The sequence below is a fragment of the Burkholderia sp. AU33803 genome, assembly GCF_002223095.1.
Taxonomy (GTDB): domain Bacteria; phylum Pseudomonadota; class Gammaproteobacteria; order Burkholderiales; family Burkholderiaceae; genus Burkholderia.
Genome location: NZ_NKFJ01000004.1, coordinates 475,580 through 493,417, shown reverse-complemented (window position 1 = coordinate 493,417; position 17,838 = coordinate 475,580). Strand labels below are relative to the sequence as shown.

Annotated in this window: 15 protein-coding genes and 1 tRNA gene; 7 read left to right on the top strand and 9 right to left on the bottom strand. The window is 65.3% G+C overall.

Annotation, left to right across the window (positions count from 1 at the left end; genetic code table 11):
* Positions 1 to 39: 39 nt before the first annotated feature.
* Both CFB41_RS04700 and serS read right to left on the bottom strand, forming a co-directional pair.
* Positions 40 to 130: transfer RNA gene (locus CFB41_RS04700), tRNA-Ser, on the bottom strand.
* A 115-nt stretch (positions 131 to 245) separates the two neighbouring features.
* The gene (gene serS / locus CFB41_RS04695; protein WP_089455769.1) at positions 246 to 1,547 is read right to left on the bottom strand and encodes a serine--tRNA ligase; all 1,302 of its coding nucleotides are present in this window, start codon (positions 1,545 to 1,547) and stop codon (positions 246 to 248) included.
* A gap of 262 nt (positions 1,548 to 1,809) precedes the next feature.
* Between serS and CFB41_RS04690 the strand changes: the two genes are divergently transcribed.
* Positions 1,810 to 2,076: a DUF2164 domain-containing protein gene (locus tag CFB41_RS04690; protein WP_089455768.1), complete on the top strand. Its 267-nt coding sequence runs from the start codon at positions 1,810 to 1,812 to the stop codon at positions 2,074 to 2,076.
* Between the two features lie 47 nt (positions 2,077 to 2,123).
* Here the strand turns inward: CFB41_RS04690 and CFB41_RS04685 are convergent, their stop codons facing one another.
* The 3 genes from CFB41_RS04685 to CFB41_RS04675 all read right to left on the bottom strand — a co-directional run bounded on the left by CFB41_RS04685 (position 2,124) and on the right by CFB41_RS04675 (position 6,666).
* The gene (locus tag CFB41_RS04685) at positions 2,124 to 3,434 is read right to left on the bottom strand and encodes a replication-associated recombination protein A (RefSeq protein WP_089455767.1); all 1,311 of its coding nucleotides are present in this window, start codon (positions 3,432 to 3,434) and stop codon (positions 2,124 to 2,126) included.
* A 186-nt stretch (positions 3,435 to 3,620) separates the two neighbouring features.
* The gene (gene lolA, locus CFB41_RS04680) at positions 3,621 to 4,310 is read right to left on the bottom strand and encodes an outer membrane lipoprotein chaperone LolA (RefSeq protein ID WP_089439443.1); all 690 of its coding nucleotides are present in this window, start codon (positions 4,308 to 4,310) and stop codon (positions 3,621 to 3,623) included.
* A 46-nt stretch (positions 4,311 to 4,356) separates the two neighbouring features.
* Positions 4,357 to 6,666, bottom strand: a complete 2,310-nt coding sequence (locus CFB41_RS04675) for a DNA translocase FtsK (protein ID WP_089439442.1) — start codon at positions 6,664 to 6,666, stop codon at positions 4,357 to 4,359.
* Positions 6,667 to 7,106: 440 nt separating this feature from the next.
* On the opposite strand from CFB41_RS04675, the gene trxB reads away from it, so the two are divergent.
* The 5 genes from trxB (at position 7,107) to CFB41_RS37195 (ending at position 11,170) form a co-directional block, all read left to right on the top strand.
* Entirely contained in the window at positions 7,107 to 8,069 is a 963-nt protein-coding gene (gene trxB, locus CFB41_RS04670) for a thioredoxin-disulfide reductase (protein WP_089439441.1), read from the top strand.
* Between the two features lie 137 nt (positions 8,070 to 8,206).
* Positions 8,207 to 8,986, top strand: coding sequence for a Smr/MutS family protein (locus CFB41_RS04665; RefSeq protein WP_089455766.1), 780 nt, complete (start codon positions 8,207 to 8,209; stop codon positions 8,984 to 8,986).
* Entirely contained in the window at positions 8,973 to 9,596 is a 624-nt protein-coding gene (locus CFB41_RS04660; RefSeq protein ID WP_089439439.1) for a trimeric intracellular cation channel family protein, read from the top strand. Before CFB41_RS04665 ends, CFB41_RS04660 begins: the two co-directional genes overlap by 14 nt.
* A gap of 177 nt (positions 9,597 to 9,773) precedes the next feature.
* Complete coding sequence (locus CFB41_RS38530) at positions 9,774 to 10,343, top strand: PAAR domain-containing protein (protein WP_256940843.1); 570 nt, start codon at positions 9,774 to 9,776, stop codon at positions 10,341 to 10,343.
* Between the two features lie 2 nt (positions 10,344 to 10,345).
* Positions 10,346 to 11,170, top strand: a complete 825-nt coding sequence (locus CFB41_RS37195) for a hypothetical protein (protein ID WP_144029901.1) — start codon at positions 10,346 to 10,348, stop codon at positions 11,168 to 11,170.
* A gap of 357 nt (positions 11,171 to 11,527) precedes the next feature.
* Here CFB41_RS37195 and CFB41_RS04640 read toward each other — a convergent pair whose 3' ends face one another.
* From CFB41_RS04640 to CFB41_RS04625, 4 genes are all read right to left on the bottom strand, one after another.
* Positions 11,528 to 12,646, bottom strand: coding sequence for an ABC transporter ATP-binding protein (locus tag CFB41_RS04640; RefSeq protein WP_089439438.1), 1,119 nt, complete (start codon positions 12,644 to 12,646; stop codon positions 11,528 to 11,530).
* A 112-nt stretch (positions 12,647 to 12,758) separates the two neighbouring features.
* The gene (locus CFB41_RS04635) at positions 12,759 to 13,616 is read right to left on the bottom strand and encodes a carbohydrate ABC transporter permease (protein ID WP_011544828.1); all 858 of its coding nucleotides are present in this window, start codon (positions 13,614 to 13,616) and stop codon (positions 12,759 to 12,761) included.
* Positions 13,606 to 14,544, bottom strand: a complete 939-nt coding sequence (locus tag CFB41_RS04630) for a carbohydrate ABC transporter permease (protein ID WP_089439437.1) — start codon at positions 14,542 to 14,544, stop codon at positions 13,606 to 13,608. Before CFB41_RS04630 ends, CFB41_RS04635 begins: the two co-directional genes overlap by 11 nt.
* 139 nt (positions 14,545 to 14,683) lie before the next feature.
* Positions 14,684 to 15,931, bottom strand: coding sequence for an ABC transporter substrate-binding protein (locus CFB41_RS04625; RefSeq protein WP_059485260.1), 1,248 nt, complete (start codon positions 15,929 to 15,931; stop codon positions 14,684 to 14,686).
* 431 nt (positions 15,932 to 16,362) lie between these two features.
* Between CFB41_RS04625 and zwf the strand changes: the two genes are divergently transcribed.
* The gene (zwf, locus tag CFB41_RS04620) at positions 16,363 to 17,832 is read left to right on the top strand and encodes a glucose-6-phosphate dehydrogenase (protein WP_089439436.1); all 1,470 of its coding nucleotides are present in this window, start codon (positions 16,363 to 16,365) and stop codon (positions 17,830 to 17,832) included.
* Positions 17,833 to 17,838: the final 6 nt, after the last annotated feature.

The following is a 17,838-nucleotide window of genomic DNA, read 5'->3' as shown; positions in this document are numbered from 1 at the left end:
AAACCCCTTGATCCTTCCGGATCAAGGGGCTTCGTATTTTGGCGGAGAGGGTGGGATTCGAACCCACGGTACGGGGAAACCGTACGCCTGATTTCGAGTCAGGTACATTCGACCACTCTGCCACCTCTCCTTCCTTGCTGCATCTCGCGGCTGGTCGTTTCCGCGAGAAAAAGATTATAAGACGATCGCTTCGCAGCTGACAAGCCCTTTCTGCAATTTTTTTTGCGAGGGCTTTGAAGGCCGCGTTACGACGCCTGTGCCGGCGCGTCGATACGCTCGATGCCGCCCATGTACGGACGCAGCGCTTCCGGCACCGTGACCGAGCCGTCCGCGTTCTGGTAGTTCTCCAGCACCGCGACGAGCGTACGGCCGACGGCGAGACCCGAACCGTTCAGCGTATGCACGAGCTCCGGCTTGCCCTGCGCGTTGCGGAAACGCGCCTGCATCCGGCGCGCCTGGAACGCTTCGGTATTCGAGCAGCTCGAGATCTCGCGATAGGTGTTCTGCGCAGGCAGCCACACTTCGAGGTCGAACGTCTTCGCGGCCGAGAAACCCATGTCGCCCGTGCACAGCGTGATCACGCGGTACGGCAGGCCGAGCTTCTGCAGGATCGCTTCCGCATGGCCGACCATCTCGTCGAGCGCGGCGTACGACGTTTCCGGCGCGACGACCTGCACCATCTCGACCTTGTCGAACTGGTGCTGGCGGATCATGCCGCGCGTGTCGCGGCCGTACGAACCGGCTTCCGAGCGGAAGCACGGGGAATGCGCGGTCAGCTTGATCGGCAGTGCGGACGCGTCGACGATCGATTCGCGCACGGTGTTGGTCAGCGAGATTTCCGACGTGGAGATCAGGTATTGCGTGACCTTGTTTTCCTCGCCGCCCTTCTCGACGCGGAACATGTCGTCCGCGAACTTCGGCAGCTGGCCCGTGCCGTACAGGATCTCGGGGTTCACGATGTACGGCGTATACGTCTCGGTATAGCCGTGCTGCTGCGTGTGCGTGTCGATCATGAACTGCGCGAGCGCGCGGTGCAGGCGTGCGATCGGGCCGCGCAGCATCGTGAAGCGCGCGCCGGCGAGCTTCGCGCCGGTCTCGAAATCGAGGCCGAGCGGCGTGCCGACGTCGACGTGATCCTTCACCGCGAAATCGAACTGGCGCGGCGTGCCCCAGCGGCGCACCTCGACGTTGTCGGCTTCGTCCTTGCCGACCGGCACGCTTTCATGTGCGACGTTCGGCATGCCCAGCATCAGGTCGGACAGGCGCGCCTGGATCTCGCCGAGCTTGGCTTCCCCCGCCTTCATTTCGTCGCCGATCCCGCCGACCTCGGCCATCACGGCCGACGTGTCCTCGCCCTTCCCCTTCATCGCGCCGATCTGCTTCGACAGGCTGTTGCGGCGCGCCTGGAGCTCTTCGGTACGGGTCTGGATCGCGCGGCGTTCCGCTTCGAGCGCGGAGAAGGCGGCGATGTCGAGGGTGTAGCCGCGATCGGCGAGGCGCTGGGCGACGCCGTCGAGGTCTTTGCGCAGCAACTGGATGTCGAGCATGGGAGGACTTGGAGAATCGTTGTGTAAGACGGGAATTCTAACGCACCGCGGGGCCGACACGGCACTGGCCGGACGGACAATGCTGCAAACGGGCGATGACCGTGGCGCGACGGCCATGGCAGTATCGCAATGCCGGTCCGCCCGCCGGCACCCGCGAAATCGCGCGGCATCGACGCGCCGCGGATCGCGAAACACCCGGGCGTGCCCGCCGCAACGCATCGAACGCGGCACGCGCCCCCGTCACAACGACTCAAGGAACCCGATGGCCATCGAACTGGAGAAGGACGTACGCGACCGCGCGATCGCGTCGCTGCAACGCTATTTCACGGAAAACATGGATGAGCCGATCGGCAATATCCAGGCGGGTGCCCTGCTGAACTTCTTCGTCGAGGAAATCGCGCCCGCGATCTACAACCTCGCGATCGCGGATGCGCAGCAGAGCCTGCACGCCCGCGTCACCGAACTCGACATCGAGTGCCATCAGGAGCCGTTCGGCTACTGGAAGAAGCAGCCGGCCCGCAAGCGCTGACGCGTTCGCGGCCGCATCGGCGCAGGCCGCGCCGGACGGTGCCCGGCTCAGTCCTTCTTGCCGGCCTCGCGGTCGAGTTCGCGCAGCCACGCGAGCTTGTCGGCGATCTTCGATTCGAGCCCGCGCGGCACCGGCTTGTACCAGCGCGGCTCGCGCATCCCGTCCGGCAGGTACGTCTCGCCGGCCGCATACGCATTCGGCTCGTCGTGCGCGTAACGGTACGCATGACCGTAGCCGAGTTCCTTCATCAGCTTGGTCGGCGCGTTGCGCAGATGCACGGGCACCTCGCGCGACTTGTCCTGCTTCACGAACGCCATCGCCTGGTTGAACGCGTTGTAGCCCGCGTTGCTCTTCGCCGCGCATGCGAGATAGATCACCGCCTGCCCGAGCGCGAGCTCGCCTTCGGGCGAGCCGAGCCGCTCGTAGGTTTCGGCCGCGTCGTTCGCCACCTGCAGCGCGCGCGGATCGGCGAGGCCGATGTCTTCCCACGCCATCCGCACGATCCGCCGCGCGAGATACTTCGGATCCGCGCCGCCGTCGATCATCCGGCAGAACCAGTACAGTGCGCCGTCCGGGCTCGAACCGCGCACCGACTTGTGCAGCGCCGAGATCTGGTCGTAGAAGTTGTCGCCGCCCTTGTCGAAGCGCCGTGCGTTCAGCGTCATCGCGCTGCTGACGAATTCGGCATCGATCGTCGTGGTGCCGGCCGACGTGGCCGCCGTCTGCGCCTGCTCGAGCAGGTTCAGGAAGCGCCGCGCGTCGCCGTCCGCATAGCCGACCAGCGTATCGACCGCCTTGTCGTCGAACGACAGGCCGTCGAGTGCGATTTCCTGTGCGCGCTTCAGCAACTGGCGCATCTCGTCGTCGTCCAGCGACTTCAGCACGTACACCTGCGCTCGCGACAGCAACGCCGAGTTGACCTCGAAGCTCGGGTTCTCGGTCGTCGCGCCGATGAAGGTCACGAGCCCCGACTCGACGAACGGCAGCAACGCATCCTGCTGCCCCTTGTTGAAGCGGTGGATTTCGTCGACGAACAGGATCGTGTGGCGGCCGGTGCGGTTCAGCGTGTCCTTTGCCTGCTCCATCGACTCGCGGATGTCCTTCACGCCGCCAAGCACCGCGGACAGCGCAATGAACTCGCAGTCGAACGCGAGCGCGGTAAGCCGGGCGAGCGTCGTCTTGCCGACGCCCGGCGGCCCCCACAGGATCATCGAATGCGGCTTGCCCGATTCGAACGCGAGCCGCAGCGGCTTGCCTTCGCCCAGCAAATGCGTCTGGCCGATCACCTCGGCGAGCGTCTTCGGCCGCAGCGCCTCGGCGAGCGGGCGGCGCGGCTCGACTTGAAACAGGTCGGACATGAACCCTCGCTCCACATCAAACAATGGCGGCCGAACCGGCCGCCGGACCCGACATTATGACAGCCGCACGAAAGCACCGCCGCGCCTGGTGCCGGGTGCTCGCGTCCAGCGCCCGGCGCCCAGAAACAACAAGGGCCTGCCGTCGCCGGCAGGCCCTTCGGTGAAACAGCAGCGCGCGGGCGCCGGTCAGCCGGTGATCACGTCGGCGCCCTTCGGCACGACGAACTTGAACGTATCGCCCTTCAGCGCCGGATTCGTCTGGATGTTCGTGAACGTCAGCAACGTGACGTTGCCGAACACGTCGTGCAGTTCCATCGCGGCGAGCGTGCCGTTCTTGAAGCCGATGCCGATCCGCTGGAACTGCGTGTCCTGCGCCTTCGGCAGCATTTCGAGCCACTCGATGCCTCCCTTTTCGCCGGCATCGCGCAGCGTGTAGTTCTTCTCCAGATCGTTGCTGCCGAACAGGATCGCGGCGGGGCTCGCGCCCAGCGCGCCGTTCAGCTTGCGCTCGGTGACCTGGTTCAGGTCGCGGTCGTACACGTAGAGCTTGTCGCCGTCGGCCTGCAGCACCTGCTGGTACGGCTTCTGGTACGTCCAGATGAACTTGCCCGGGCGCGCGAACACGAACGTGCCGCTCGAATTGTCGGTGGGCTTCGGCACGGCCTGCGCGGCGCTCGCGCCCTTCGCCGGGGCCTTGACGATCTGCTGCGTGAAGTCGCCCTTCGCCGAACGCACCTGCGACACGAACGCCTTCAGTTGCTCGGTGCCGCCCGCGAACGCGTGCGTCGCCGCGAGCATCAGCGACGCGCCGGCGAGCGCCGCGCCGAGCCAGCGCCGCGTCGAACGAAGGGACATTGCGAACGAATGTTGCTGCATATTGCGGTTTTCTCCCTGGGTGGCCGGCGCTGCGAACGCCGCGGACTCATTCCGCGTCGCGCGCCGGCACAAGAATTTCGCGGTTGCCGCTCGACGACATCGCCGACACGAGCCCCGACTGCTCCATCTGCTCGAGCAGCCGCGCCGCGCGGTTGTAGCCGATCCGCAGATGGCGCTGCACGAGCGAGATCGATGCGCGGCGGTTCTTGATGACGATCTCGACCGCCTGGTCGTACAGCGGATCAGACTCCTCGCCGCCTTCGCCGGTTCCCGCGCCGGCCGAGCCTTCGTCGCCGTCGGCGGTGCCGCCTTCGAGCAGGCCCTCGACGTAGTTCGGCTCGCCCTGCTCCTTGAGCTTCTCGACGACACGATGCACTTCGTCATCCGCGACGAACGCGCCATGCACGCGCACCGGTAGCCCGGTGCCCGGCGCCAGGTACAGCATGTCGCCCATCCCGAGCAGCGATTCGGCGCCCATCTGGTCGAGAATCGTGCGCGAGTCGATCTTCGACGACACCTGGAACGCGATCCGCGTCGGCACGTTGGCCTTGATCAGGCCGGTGATCACGTCGACCGACGGACGCTGCGTCGCGAGGATCAGGTGGATGCCGGCCGCGCGCGCCTTCTGCGCGATCCGTGCAATCAGTTCCTCGACCTTCTTGCCGACGACCATCATCAGGTCGGCCAGCTCGTCGATCACCACGACGATGTTCGGCAGGCGGCCGAGCGGCTCCGGATCTTCCGGCGTCAGGCTGAACGGATTCGGCAGCTTCTCCTCGCGCTTCGCGGCCTCGTCGATCTTGTTGTTGTAGCCTGCCAGGTTGCGCACGCCGAGCTTGCTCATCAGCTTGTAGCGGCGCTCCATTTCGGCGACCGTCCAGTTCAGCGCGTGGCCGGCCTGCCGCATGTCGGTGACGACCGGGCACAGCAGGTGCGGAATGCCTTCGTAGACGCTCATTTCGAGCATCTTCGGATCGATCAGGATCAGGCGCACCTGCTCGGCGGTTGCCTTGTACAGCAGCGACAGGATCATCGCGTTGATCCCGACCGACTTGCCCGAACCGGTCGTGCCGGCCACCAGCAGGTGCGGCATCTTCGCGAGATCCGCGCACACCGGCTTGCCGCCGATGTCCTTGCCGAGGCTCAGCGTGAGCGCCGACGACGCGGCCGCGTACACCTCGGAACCGATGATCTCGGACAGGTGCACCGTCTGGCGGCGCTGGTTCGGCAGCTCGAGCGCCATGTAGTTCTTGCCGGGAATCGTCTCGACGACGCGGATCGACACGAGCGACAGCGAGCGGGCGAGATCCTTCGCGAGGTTGACGATCTGGCTGCCCTTCACGCCGGTGGCCGGCTCGATCTCGTAGCGCGTGACGACCGGGCCCGGATAGGCGGCGACGACGCTCGCCTCGACGCCGAAATCCTTCAGCTTCTTCTCGATCAGGCGCGACGTGAATTCGAGCGTGTCGGCGGAAATCGCCTCCTGCGCCTTCGGCGCGGGATCGAGCAGCGATACCGCGGGCAGCGTCGAATCGCCCGGCAGGTCGGTGAAGAGCGGCACCTGGCGCTCGCGCTCGACGCGCTCGGACTTCGCCGGCGTGACGACCGGCGGCACGATCGTCACCGGCTCGTGATCCTCGATGCGCACGCGCTCCTCTTCGACCTTGCCTTCGCGGCGCACGGCCGCGGCCTCGCCGAGCTTGCGGTCGCGCTCGGCCTCGCGGCGCAGCTTCGCGACGTTGACGGCGGACAGGATCGCGCCGCCGACGCGCTCGGCGACCGACAGCCACGAGAAGCGGAAATACAGCGACAGGCCGATGGCCAGCGCGATCAGCAGCAGCAGCGTGCCGCCCGTGAAACCGAACGCGTGCGACATCGCACCCGCGACGGCCTCGCCGACGACACCGCCCGGCGCGCGCGGCAACTGCACCTTCAGCGACCACATGCGCAGCGCCTCGATGCCGTCGCACGCCAGCACGACGAGCACGAACGCGAGGATTTCGGTGAGCCAGCCGATCGGCCGCTCGGGTTCGTCCGAGACCGCCTCGTGGCGCGTGATGCGGCGATAGTTGACGGCGATGCGCCGTGCGAGCGGCACGATCAGCCAGTAGGCCGACAGACCGAACAGCAGCAGGATGATGTCGGCCGTCCACGCGCCGACGCGGCCGGCCCAGTTCGTGATGTGATCCACCTGGGCGGCGTGCGTCCAACTCGGATCGCGCCGGCTGTAGCTCAGCAGGGCCATCACCAGAAATGCGCAGAGCGCGACCTGGAGAATCCAGCGGATCTCCGTGAGGAGCTTCGACATCCGGTGCGGCAACGCCTGTGCCTGGGCGGAATAAGGAGCTTTTGCCATGAATCCGTATAAAGAGGACGGGCCGTGCGCCCGCCTGTCGTTCGATCCCGCTTATTGTAAACGCTGCACCGGGCCGCCAAGTGTAAATGACGGTTACATAACAGGGCCGGGATCCCGACACCCCCGCGGATGTATTTCCCGGCAGCCCGGTCGCCGTGGTGCGGCCGCCCCGGTCGGGCGCCGCCGCGACGCCCGTCGAGCGGGTGCCAGGCCCCGTTGCCCACGTGCGGCAACGCGCCGCCGGGCGCCCTGCCCGCCCCGCGTGCGCGGCCGTCGCGGTGCCCGACACTATCGCGACGATTGAAACTCTCGTTCGGCAACGCGGCAACGGGGCCTTTATAATGCGCGTCTGATACCCATCTATGACGGCATCCCGGTCAACCCGGATCGTACGGCGAGCCCTACCCCGCCCGCCACGGCCGCCTTTTACGGATTCGCACATGTCCACGCCCAAACACGCCAAAGTCCTGATTCTCGGTTCCGGCCCCGCCGGCTACACGGCTGCCGTCTACGCGGCACGCGCCAACCTGTCCCCGGTGCTGATCACCGGCATCGCGCAGGGCGGCCAGCTGATGACCACGACCGACGTCGAAAACTGGCCGGCAGACGCGAAAGGCGTGCAGGGTCCGGAGCTGATGGCGCGCTTCCAGGAGCACGCGGAACGCTTCAACACCGAAATCGTGTTCGACCACATCCACACCGCGAAGCTGCACGAGCAGCCGATCCGCCTGATCGGCGACTCGGGCGAATACACGTGCGACTCGCTGATCATCGCGACCGGCGCGTCCGCGCAGTATCTCGGCCTGCCGTCCGAAGAAGCGTTCATGGGCAAGGGTGTGTCGGCCTGCGCGACCTGCGACGGCTTCTTCTATCGCAACCAGGAAGTCGCGGTGATCGGCGGCGGCAACACGGCCGTCGAGGAAGCGCTCTACCTGACCGGCATCGCGAAGAAGGTCACGGTGATCCATCGCCGCGACAAGTTCCGCGCGGAGCCGATCCTGATCGACCGCCTGCTGGAGAAGGAAAAGGAAGGCGCGGTCGTGATCAAGTGGGATCACGTGCTCGACGAAGTGACCGGCGAGGATTCGGGCGTCACCGGCCTGCGCATCAAGAACGTGAAGACCGGCTCGACGGAAGATCTCGCCGTGCAGGGCGTGTTCGTCGCGATCGGCCACAAGCCGAACACCGACCTGTTCCAGGGCCAGCTCGAGATGAAGGACGGCTACATCCTGACGAAGAGCGGCCTGCACGGCAACGCGACGTCGACGAGCGTGCCGGGCGTGTTCGCTGCGGGCGACGTGCAGGACAACGTGTACCGCCAGGCGATCACCAGCGCCGGCACGGGCTGCATGGCCGCGCTCGACGCGCAGCGCTACCTCGAAAGCCTGCACGACAAGAAGTAAGCCGCGAGACCTGTCGCGCCGGGCGCTACAATGGCGTCCGCTGCCGCGAAGCGGGTCTGGCCGGACAAGCCGCTGCCGCCGTGCAGCGGCTTTTTTTTGCCCGCGCGCCCGAACGCGCCTGCCCTGCGTACCGAATCATGGCGAAGAACCAGCCCCATCCGAGCGATCCCGCAAAGCGCCAGATCGCCGCCCGTCCCGCGAACCCCGCGCCCGTCGCGCCGGCGCCCACGCCCGATCCCGCCGCGTTGCGCGGCCAGGGGCTCGCGGGCCTCGGCGCGCTGCGCAAGTCGCTGCAAGGCGAAGCCGATCGCCGCGACCGCGAGCGCATCGAAACGGCCAAGGCCGAGCGCAAGGCGGAAGCCGACGCGAACCTGTTCCGCAACGAGATCGGCGCGATCCGCCCGCTGAACGCGCCGCCGCGCGCGGCGGCCGGCCGCACGCCGCCCGACCCGGTGCCGAAGCAGACGCAGCGCGACGAGGAAGCCGTGCTGAACGCGACGCTGTCCGACGAATTCGATCCCGAGACGCTGCTCGACAGCGACGACTCGCTGTACTACCACCGCCCCGGCATCAGCCGCGACGTCGTGCGCAAGCTGCGCAGCGGCGCGTGGATCGTGCAGGCGCAGATCGACCTGCACGGGATGCGGCGCGACGAGGCGCGCGACGCGCTCGCCGAGTTCATCCGCGAAACCGGCAAGAAGGGGCTGCGCTGCCTGCGCGTGATCCACGGCAAGGGGCTCGGCTCGATCGGCAAGGAGCCGGTGCTGAAAGGCAAGGTGCGCGCGTGGCTCGTGCAGAAGGAAGAAGTGATCGCGTTCTGCGAGGCGCGCGGCCACGACGGCGGCGCGGGCGCGGTGCTGGTGCTGCTGCAGCCGTTCGCGGCGCCGGGCGACCGGGGGCCGCGTGCCGCATCCTAGGCTGACGCTCGCGATCGCGGTACTGGAGGCGATCGCCACGCTGGCCTTTGCGATCTCGGGCTTCATCGAGGCGCGCAAGAACCGCCTCGACTCGGTCGGCACGTTCGTGGTCGCGCTCGCCACCGCGTTTGGCGGCGGCACGCTGCGCGACATCCTGCTCGAGCGCCGGCCGTTCTACTGGGTCGTGCATGACGACTACGTGATCGTGATCTTCGTGCTCGCGCTGTTCGCGCCGTTCGTGCTGCGGATGCTGTCGCGAATATCGGCCGAGCGGCTGCTGCTCGTCGCCGATGCGATCGGGCTCGGGATCTTCAGCATCTCGGGCACGGCGATCGCGCTCGATGCCGAGATGCCGCGCTTCATCGCGGTGATGATGGGCGTGATCACGGGCGTGGTCGGCGGGATCATCCGCGACGTGCTGTGCAACGACATCCCGCTGATCCTGCGCGATTCGCGGCCCTACGCGACCTGCGCGTTCGTCGGCTGCTGGTTCTACCTGCTGCTCGTGTGGCTGCAGTTCGATTCCGTCTACAGCGTGCTGCTCGCGACCGGTTTCATCCTCGTCGCGCGGCTCGCGACGTTCAAGTTCGACGTAAGGCTGCCGCACTGAGGCTAACGATTCCCGGAAACTCAAGGGGCTGCTGAAGCAACCCTTTGCCGTTGCCCGCTCGTGATTCAGGACCAAAGCGAGCTATTGCGTACGGACACGGATTTTTACAATTGCCTTTCATTGCTCGACGAAGCCATGCTACGTTCCGCACCATGATTTCAAACGGACGGCAAGGGCATGGTCATCTTTTACGCGGTAGTCGAAGACGATCCGCTGGACAGTGGCGGCTACGTACTCGACGGAGGCGAATGCGGAACGATCGTCGGTGACGACGGCACGCGCCGCAGAATCACATTCGTCGGACAGCGGGCTTGGTGCAGTACCTGCGAAAGCATCGGAACGATTGAAGCAGCGCCCGGTACGCCGAACAAAAGGCGACTGCGCGACTTCACTTCTGCAGGACGAGTTCAAGCCCTCAGTGGTGATTGGGTCCGATGCCGCTGTGAACGTCCTCCACGCATCAACTCGCGGTACGGGCGCAAATGGAAAATAGACGAAACCGAACACGATACCGGGATACCGGCCGCAGCCGCTGCAATGCCCGGCACCCCGGCAACTGCGCTGTCCGCCTATGACGATCGCTTCGTCCTTCGGGACGCTGACGGCAACCCTCTGAGCTACACCGGTTATGCGCTGCGGCGTGACACGGGAACATTCGAGTACGGCAGAACAGATGCGTCGGGACAAACGCACCTGCTCGCCGCTACGCCGCATGCTGAAAATATCACGATCTATCTCGCCGAATAGCCATGCCGGAAAATACTCACGTCTCCCCTAACGGTAACCGATACAAGCTGGTCGCGGCACGCACGACCACGCCAACGAGTGATGCTGCACCTAAGCCGGTCACCGCCCGCTCCAAGACATTCTGGAAATCGATCCGTGAATGGACTGATACCGACATCGCTGAATATCACCGCACCGTCCCACAACTCGCAACGCAGATCCAGGCCGAAACGTACTGGGATCGAAATGGAAGCACGCGCGCAAATCGATTTACTTGCGAGGACTTCGCGCTACGGTCGCTCATCCAGTTCTCCGCATTGCGAGGACTGCCGCTCAACGTGACAACCGGCGTGCGAAGCTATCGGAATGAGGAAATCTACGGCGAACCCGAGCACCGACGATACGATTCGACAATGTACGGTTTCGCCGATATGGTATCGCTGACTTTCGGTGCACCAGACGTACAGCGTACAGGTTCGAATACCACACTACTCCAGACACCGGAGTCGCTCCTGCCCGGAGACATGCTTGTACAGGCCAATGATCGCGCGGGCATTGGACACCACGTTCAAATGGTCACGAGGGTCTCACCGTCTTCCATTGCGATCATGCAGGGGAATTCGAGCGGCGTGATCGTTCGTCCGTTCACAACAATCATGCGAATATTCGGCCGCAATCGCGCCGACCCGCAAAGCGCCAGCTATGCAGGCATGGGCGTCGAAAACGGACATTACACGCTCGGCGAAGATGGGTGGGACTACAGAAACGAGACGACAGGAGCCGAGGTCAAAAACTTTCTGAAGCAGTTTCAGCTGTATCGCTGGAATTTCACTGCATTCAATCAGTAACCCGTGGAGCGGACATGCGTGCGTTTTTTTCGGTGATCGCGGACAGCGATCTATTTGGTGCACTCGCGACCGTATGCTTGCTTGTCGCAGTGGGCGGCTTGTTTTCCAGGGTACGTCACTCGAAGCATTATTTTCCGGCCGTCTTCGCATGTCTCCTGTTCATGCCCGTGCTACATGCAATCGGCTCGTATTTTTTGTCGCTGCCGAGTCCATGACTACAACCGCCGGCCCCCAGGCATCGAGGGGAAGGCGGTAACTGCTGCGAATGCAGCGACCCCGCTTGCGCCGGGGCAACCGACGAGCCGCCAAAACCCACGTGTGGCCCGGACACCCACCGATCGCCCCAAGCGACTTGCATCACGCGATCCGCTCCTCCGACGCCGGATCGAACAGCACCGCCTTCGACACATCGAACAGCAGCGACAGCGTCTGGTCGGGCTGCGGGTTCGCGGCCGGATGCACGCGGCTCACGATGCGCTTGCCGTTCACCTGCGCGAACACGTGCGTGTCCGGCCCGGTCGGCTCGGTCACGTCGACGCGCACGTCGAACGGTTGCAGATGCGACGCGTCGCCGTTGTGCGCATGGCGCACGTCGGTGATGCGCTCCGGGCGCAGGCCGAGGATCACCTCGCGGCCGACGTGCGACTTCAGCTTCGCCGCATCGAACGGCAGGTTCAGCACGCCGCGCTTGACGCCCGTGTCGACTTCGAGCGCGATCCCGCTGCCCTGCTCGACCAACTTGCCGTTGATGAAGTTCATCGGCGGCGCGCCGATGAAGCCCGCGACGAACAGGTTCGACGGCGAATCGTAGATCTCCTGCGGCGCGCCGAACTGCTGGACCACGCCGTCCTTCATCACCGCGATCCGGTCGCCGAGCGTCATCGCCTCGATCTGGTCGTGTGTCACGTAGACGATCGTCGTGCCGAGGCGCTGGTGCAGCAGCTTGATTTCCGCGCGCATCTCGATGCGCAGCTTCGCGTCGAGGTTCGACAGCGGCTCGTCGAACAGGAACAGCGACGGATCGCGCGCGAGCGCACGACCCATCGCGACGCGCTGGCGCTGGCCGCCCGACAGCTGGCCCGGCTTGCGGTCGAGCAGGTGCTGGATCTGCAGCATCTGCGACACGCGCTCGACGATCTGCTGCTGTTCGCTCTTCGGCACCTTGCGGATGTTCAGGCCGAACGAGATGTTCTCGCGCACCGTCATCGACGGATACAGCGCGTACGACTGGAACACCATCGCGATGTCGCGATCCTTCGGCGACAGGTCGTTGACGACCTTGCCGTCGATGCAGATCTCGCCGCTCGTCACGGTCTCGAGCCCGGCGATCATGTTGAGCAGCGTCGACTTCCCGCAGCCCGACCCGCCGACCAGGATCAGGAACTGTCCGTCCTCGATCTCGATGTCGACACCCTTCAGGACCGGCACCCCGTTCGGGTAGGTCTTGTACACGTCACGGATGGAAAGGCTTGCCATGCTGTGAATCCTCTGTCTCGTCTCGCGCGGCACACTCCGGCGCCGCGTCGGGTTCGTTTCGATGCGCCGCGCGCGAGGCGCGGCCGGTTCGTCGTATCGGATGAAGCCGCGCTTACCCCTTCACCGCGCCCGCCGTCAGGCCGCGCACGAAGTAGCGGCCGGCGACGATGTAGACGAGCAGCGTCGGCAGCGCGGCGATGATCGCGCCGGCCATGTCGACGTTGTATTCCTTCACGCCCGTCGACGTGTTGACGAGGTTGTTCAGCGCAACCGTGATCGGCATCGAATCGACGCCGGAGAACACGATCCCGAACAGGAAGTCGTTCCAGATCTGCGTGAATTGCCAGATCAGGCACACCATGAAGATCGGCAGCGACACCGGCAGCAGGATCTTCGTGAAGATCGTGAAGAAGCCCGCGCCGTCGATGCGCGCGGCCTTCACGAGCTCGGCCGGCACGCTCACGTAGAAGTTGCGGAAGAACATCGTCGTGAACGCGATGCCGTACACGACGTGCACGAACACGAGGCCCGGAATCGTGTTGGCGAGGCCGAGCATCCCCTGCAGGCGCGCCATCGGCAGCAGGATCACCTGGAACGGGATGAAGCAGCCGACCAGCATCATCGTGAACAGCGCGTCAGCGCCGCGAAAGCGCCAGTGCGTGAGCACGTAGCCGTTGAACGCGCCGATCAGCGACGAGATCAGCACGGCCGGGATCACCATCTGCAGCGAATTCAGGAAGAACGGCTTCATGCCGTCGCAGCGCACGCCGGTGCATGCGCCGCTCCAGGCCTTCACCCACGGGTCGACGGTCCACGTGGTGGGCGGCGTCAGCAGGTTGCCGGTGCGCAGCTGGTCGAGATCCTTGAACGACGTCGACAGCATCACGTAGATCGGGAACAGGAAATACAGCGCGAACAGGATCAGTGCCGCATAGATCACTGCCCGGCTGATCGTCATCTTAGGCTGCATTGCGGGTGCTCCTCGATTCCATATACATCAGCGGCACCAGCACCGCGACCACGGTCGCGAGCATCATCACCGAGGACGCCGCGCCGAGCCCGAGCTGGCCGCGGTTGAACGAAAACGTGTACATGAACATGGCCGGCAGCGACGACGACGTGCCCGGGCCGCCCGCCGTCAGCGCGACGACGAGGTCGAAGGTCTTGATCGTGATGTGGCAGAGGATCAGCAGCACCGAGAAGAACACCGGGCGCATGCTCGGGATCACGATCTTGCGGTAGATGGTCGGCAGCGTCGCGCCATCGACCTGCGCGGCCTTGAAGATCTCCGCGTCGACCCCGCGCAGCCCCGCGAGGAACAGCGCCATCACGAAGCCGGTCGACTGCCACACGGCCGCGATCACCACGCAGAAGATCGCCTTGTCCGGATCGTCGAGCCAGCCGAACGAGAAGCTCGTCCAGCCCCAGTCGTGCATCACCTTCTCGAGGCCGAGGCCCGGGTTCAGGATCCACTGCCACGCTGTGCCGGTGACGATGAACGACAGCGCCATCGGGTACAGGAAGACCGCGCGCAGCGCGCCTTCGTTGCGGATCCGCTGGTCGAGCAGGATCGCGAGGAACAGCCCGAGCGCGACGCAGATCACGATGAACGGAATCCCGAACCAGCCGAGGTTCGCGGCGGAGGTCCACCACACGTCGTTCTGGAACAGGTCCGAGTAACGGCCGAAGCCGTCGAATTCGTAGTTCGGCAACAGCCGCGAACGGGTCAGCGACAGATAGCCGGTAATCAGGATGAAGCCGTAGATGAACACCACGGCGATCGCGACGCTCGGCGCAAGCACGAGCTTCGGGATCCAGCGATCGGCGAAGGCCGACATCGGCGACGTACGCCGTGCGGCGGCAGCGCCGGATCCGTTTCCGCTAAGAGGGGCAGCCACTTGATTCGACTCCTGGAACGAGGGCGACGCAGGCCGGGCCGGCGCCGGGTACGGCACGGGCTTCGCGGGCGAGCCCGTTTGCTGCACATGCAAAAACGCCCGGCCGATGAAGCGTTTCCGGCCGGGCGCCTGTCGCGCGTTACTTGACCTTCGCGGCCTTCGCGAGCGCGGCGACCGCGCTCTTCGAATCCTGCTGCGAGTTCATGAACTTCGTCACGACGTCCGTGATCGCGCCGGCGGTCGCGTCGCTCTGCGCCATCCCGTGCGCGAGCGACGGGACGAAGCCGCCCGACTTGATCGCGGTCTGCTCGTCGGCATACGACTTCTTCGCGCAGTCGTCGAACTTGTCCATCTTCACGCCGAGGCGGACCGGCACCGAACCCTTCAGCAGGCTGAACTGCTCCTGGAAGTCCGGCGTCATGATCGTCTTCGCGAGCGCGAGCTGGCCCGGCGTCGCGTTCTTCTCGCCCTTCTGCTGGAAGAACACGAACGAATCGACGTTGAACGTATAGGCATTCGCCGTGCCCGGCACCGCCGCGCAGATGTAGTCCTTGCCCGCCTTCTTGCCGGCGTTCTCGAACTCGCCCTTCGCCCAGTCGCCCATGAACTGCATGCCGGCCTTGCCGTTGATCACCATCGCGGTCGCGAGGTTCCAGTCGCGGCCGTTACGGCCGGTATCGAAGTAGCCCTGGATCTTGCGCACCGTATCGAACACGGACAGCATCTGCGGCGAAGTCAGCGTCGCCTGGTCGAGGTCGACCAGCGCCTTCTTGTAGAACGCCGGGCCCTGCGACAGCACGACGTCTTCCCACAGCGTCAGGTCCTGCCACGGCTGGCCGCCCATCGCGACCGGCTGGATGCCCGCGGCCTTCAGCTTGTCGGCCACCGCGAAGAATTCAGGCCAGGTGGTCGGCACCTTCGCGCCGACCTTGTCGAGCGCGGCCTTGTTGATGTACAGCCAGTTCACGCGGTGCACCGAGAACGGCGCCGCGACGGTGTGGCCCTTGTACTTGATGATCTTGTCGATTTCCGGCGGCAGGTTCTGCTTCCAGTCGCCGGCAGCGGAATCGATGTTGACGAGCACGCCCTGGTCGGCCCAGTCCTGGATCAGCGGGCCCTTGATCTGCGCGGCCGACGGTGCGTCGCCGCTGATCACCTTGGTCTTCAGCGCGGTCATGGCCGCGGCGCCGGCGCCGCCCGCGACCGCGAAATCCTTCCACACGTAGCCCTGCTTCTGCACGTCGTCCTTCAGCACGCCGACGGCCTTCGACTCGCCACCTGAGGTCCACCAGTGCAGCACCGTCACATTCTCGGCTGCCTGCGCCGCCACGGCGCCGGCCATCAGACCTGCAGCGCAGAGCGCACCCATGATCGAGCGAACTTTCATTACTTATCTCCTCCAGACTGAATCAACTCGTGAGGCTCCCCGACGGGGAACCGGCTTCTTGATAACGACGGGGAAATCGAGCCGCGGGACGCATGCAGCGTACGGGGCCGATGACCGGCCGGGCTCTTACAGAAAGCGTGAATCGAGATTCAACGGCGTGTCTCCTCTTTGTGTTTCTGGCCCGCCGCGATGATGCGGCGCGAGCCCGGGGCCGACGCCGCGCTGACGATGCGCGCCGTCAATGTCCGATAACATTCGGCACATGGCGTTCCCTAAGGCGAAGCTCGCGCGGTTCATCGACCGCACTTCTTTTTTTCTTCACCCAGGTGCTACCCCTTGCGGCGGATTGTAGTTAAACTACAATTCAGTGTCAAAAATATTTTTATCGCACTACGGATCGCTTCCGAGCACCCCCAACACGGCGGAGACACATGCATACCGATTCCAGCTTTACCTTCGTACTTTTCGGCGGCACCGGCGATCTGTCGATGCGCAAGATCCTGCCTGCGCTGTTCGAAGCGCACCGTGCGAACATGCTGGCGGAGAGCGGCCGGATCGTTGCCGTGGCGCGTCATGAATCGGATCGGGCGTCCTATCTCGAATGGGTCGACACGCACGTGAAGCCGCACGCGGCCAAGGCCGCCGGCAACGCGTTCGACGAAGCTGCGTGGAAGTCCTTCCTCGATCGCATCGAATACGTGCACCTCGATCTCGGCCGTGCGGAAGACTACGTCGTGCTGCGCGACGCGGTGGCATCGCTGCCCGGCATCCGCGTGTTCTATCTCGCGACGGGCCCGTCGCTGTTCGTGCCGATCTGCAAGGCGCTCGCGTCGGTCGGCCTGAGCGAAGGCTCGCGCATCGTGCTCGAGAAGCCGCTCGGCTACGACCTGAAGTCGTCGAACGCGATCAACGACGCGGTCGGCGAAATCTTCGCGGAAGACCAGATCTACCGGATCGACCACTACCTCGGTAAAGAACCCGTGCAGAACCTGCTCGCGCTGCGCTTCGGCAATGCGCTGTTCGAGCCGCTGTGGCGCCGCGAATGGGTCGAGAGCATCCAGATCACGATCGCCGAGGAGCTCGGCGTCGAGGCACGCGGCGATTTCTACGACAATACGGGCGCGCTGCGCGACATGGTGCAGAACCACCTGCTGCAGCTGCTGTCGATCGTCGCGATGGAGCCGCCGCATTCGATGGATTCGGATTCGGTGCGCGACGAAAAGCTGCGGGTGCTGCGCGCGCTGAAGCCCGTCGATCCGCGCGACATCGGCAAGGTGGCCGTGCGCGGCCAGTATCATGCGGGCGTGATCAAGGGCGCGCAGGTGCCGGCCTATGCAACCGAACCGGGCGTGAAGCCCGACAGCCAGACCGAAACCTTCGTCGCATTGAAGGTCGAGATCGAAAACTGGCGCTGGGCCGGCGTGCCGTTCTTCCTGCGCACCGGCAAGCGGCTGGCCGATCGCGTCGCGGAGATCGTCGTCAATTTCCGCCCGGTGCCGCATTCGGCGCTGGGGCCCACCGCGCTGCGTCCCGGTTCGAACCGCCTCGTGATCCGGCTACAGCCGAACGAGACGATCCGCCTGTACTGCCTCGCGAAGCAGCCCGGCGAAGGGATGAACCTCGCGAGCGTGCACCTCGACCTTGCGTTCGACCAGTTCTTCAAGGAAGGGCAGATGGAGGCGTACCAGCGCCTGCTGCTCGACGTGATCAACGGCCGTCTCGCCCTCTTCGTGCGACGCGACGAACAGGAAGCCGCATGGCGCTGGGTCGAGCCTATCCTGAACGAATGGGCACGCACGCTGAAGCCGCCCAAGCCGTATGCGGCGGGCACGTGGGGGCCGGCCGCGGCGAGCGCGATGCTCGCGCAGCACGACACCTGCTGGCTCGAAGAAGAGAACTGATGCAAA

What these genes read in the sequence shown, in the direction of transcription:
- serS (WP_089455769.1), bottom strand. Translation starts at nt 1,547, where the DNA reads ATGCTCGACATCCAGTTGCTGCGCAAAGACCTCGACGGCGTCGCCCAG.
- CFB41_RS04685 (WP_089455767.1), bottom strand. Translation starts at nt 3,434, where the DNA reads ATGTCCGACCTGTTTCAAGTCGAGCCGCGCCGCCCGCTCGCCGAGGCG.
- CFB41_RS38530 (WP_256940843.1), top strand. Translation starts at nt 9,774, where the DNA reads ATGGTCATCTTTTACGCGGTAGTCGAAGACGATCCGCTGGACAGTGGC.
- CFB41_RS37195 (WP_144029901.1), top strand. Translation starts at nt 10,346, where the DNA reads ATGCCGGAAAATACTCACGTCTCCCCTAACGGTAACCGATACAAGCTG.
- CFB41_RS04675 (WP_089439442.1), bottom strand. Translation starts at nt 6,666, where the DNA reads ATGGCAAAAGCTCCTTATTCCGCCCAGGCACAGGCGTTGCCGCACCGG.
- lolA (WP_089439443.1), bottom strand. Translation starts at nt 4,310, where the DNA reads ATGCAGCAACATTCGTTCGCAATGTCCCTTCGTTCGACGCGGCGCTGG.
- CFB41_RS04690 (WP_089455768.1), top strand. Translation starts at nt 1,810, where the DNA reads ATGGCCATCGAACTGGAGAAGGACGTACGCGACCGCGCGATCGCGTCG.
- CFB41_RS04625 (WP_059485260.1), bottom strand. Translation starts at nt 15,931, where the DNA reads ATGAAAGTTCGCTCGATCATGGGTGCGCTCTGCGCTGCAGGTCTGATG.
- zwf (WP_089439436.1), top strand. Translation starts at nt 16,363, where the DNA reads ATGCATACCGATTCCAGCTTTACCTTCGTACTTTTCGGCGGCACCGGC.
- CFB41_RS04640 (WP_089439438.1), bottom strand. Translation starts at nt 12,646, where the DNA reads ATGGCAAGCCTTTCCATCCGTGACGTGTACAAGACCTACCCGAACGGG.
- trxB (WP_089439441.1), top strand. Translation starts at nt 7,107, where the DNA reads ATGTCCACGCCCAAACACGCCAAAGTCCTGATTCTCGGTTCCGGCCCC.
- CFB41_RS04665 (WP_089455766.1), top strand. Translation starts at nt 8,207, where the DNA reads ATGGCGAAGAACCAGCCCCATCCGAGCGATCCCGCAAAGCGCCAGATC.
- CFB41_RS04635 (WP_011544828.1), bottom strand. Translation starts at nt 13,616, where the DNA reads ATGCAGCCTAAGATGACGATCAGCCGGGCAGTGATCTATGCGGCACTG.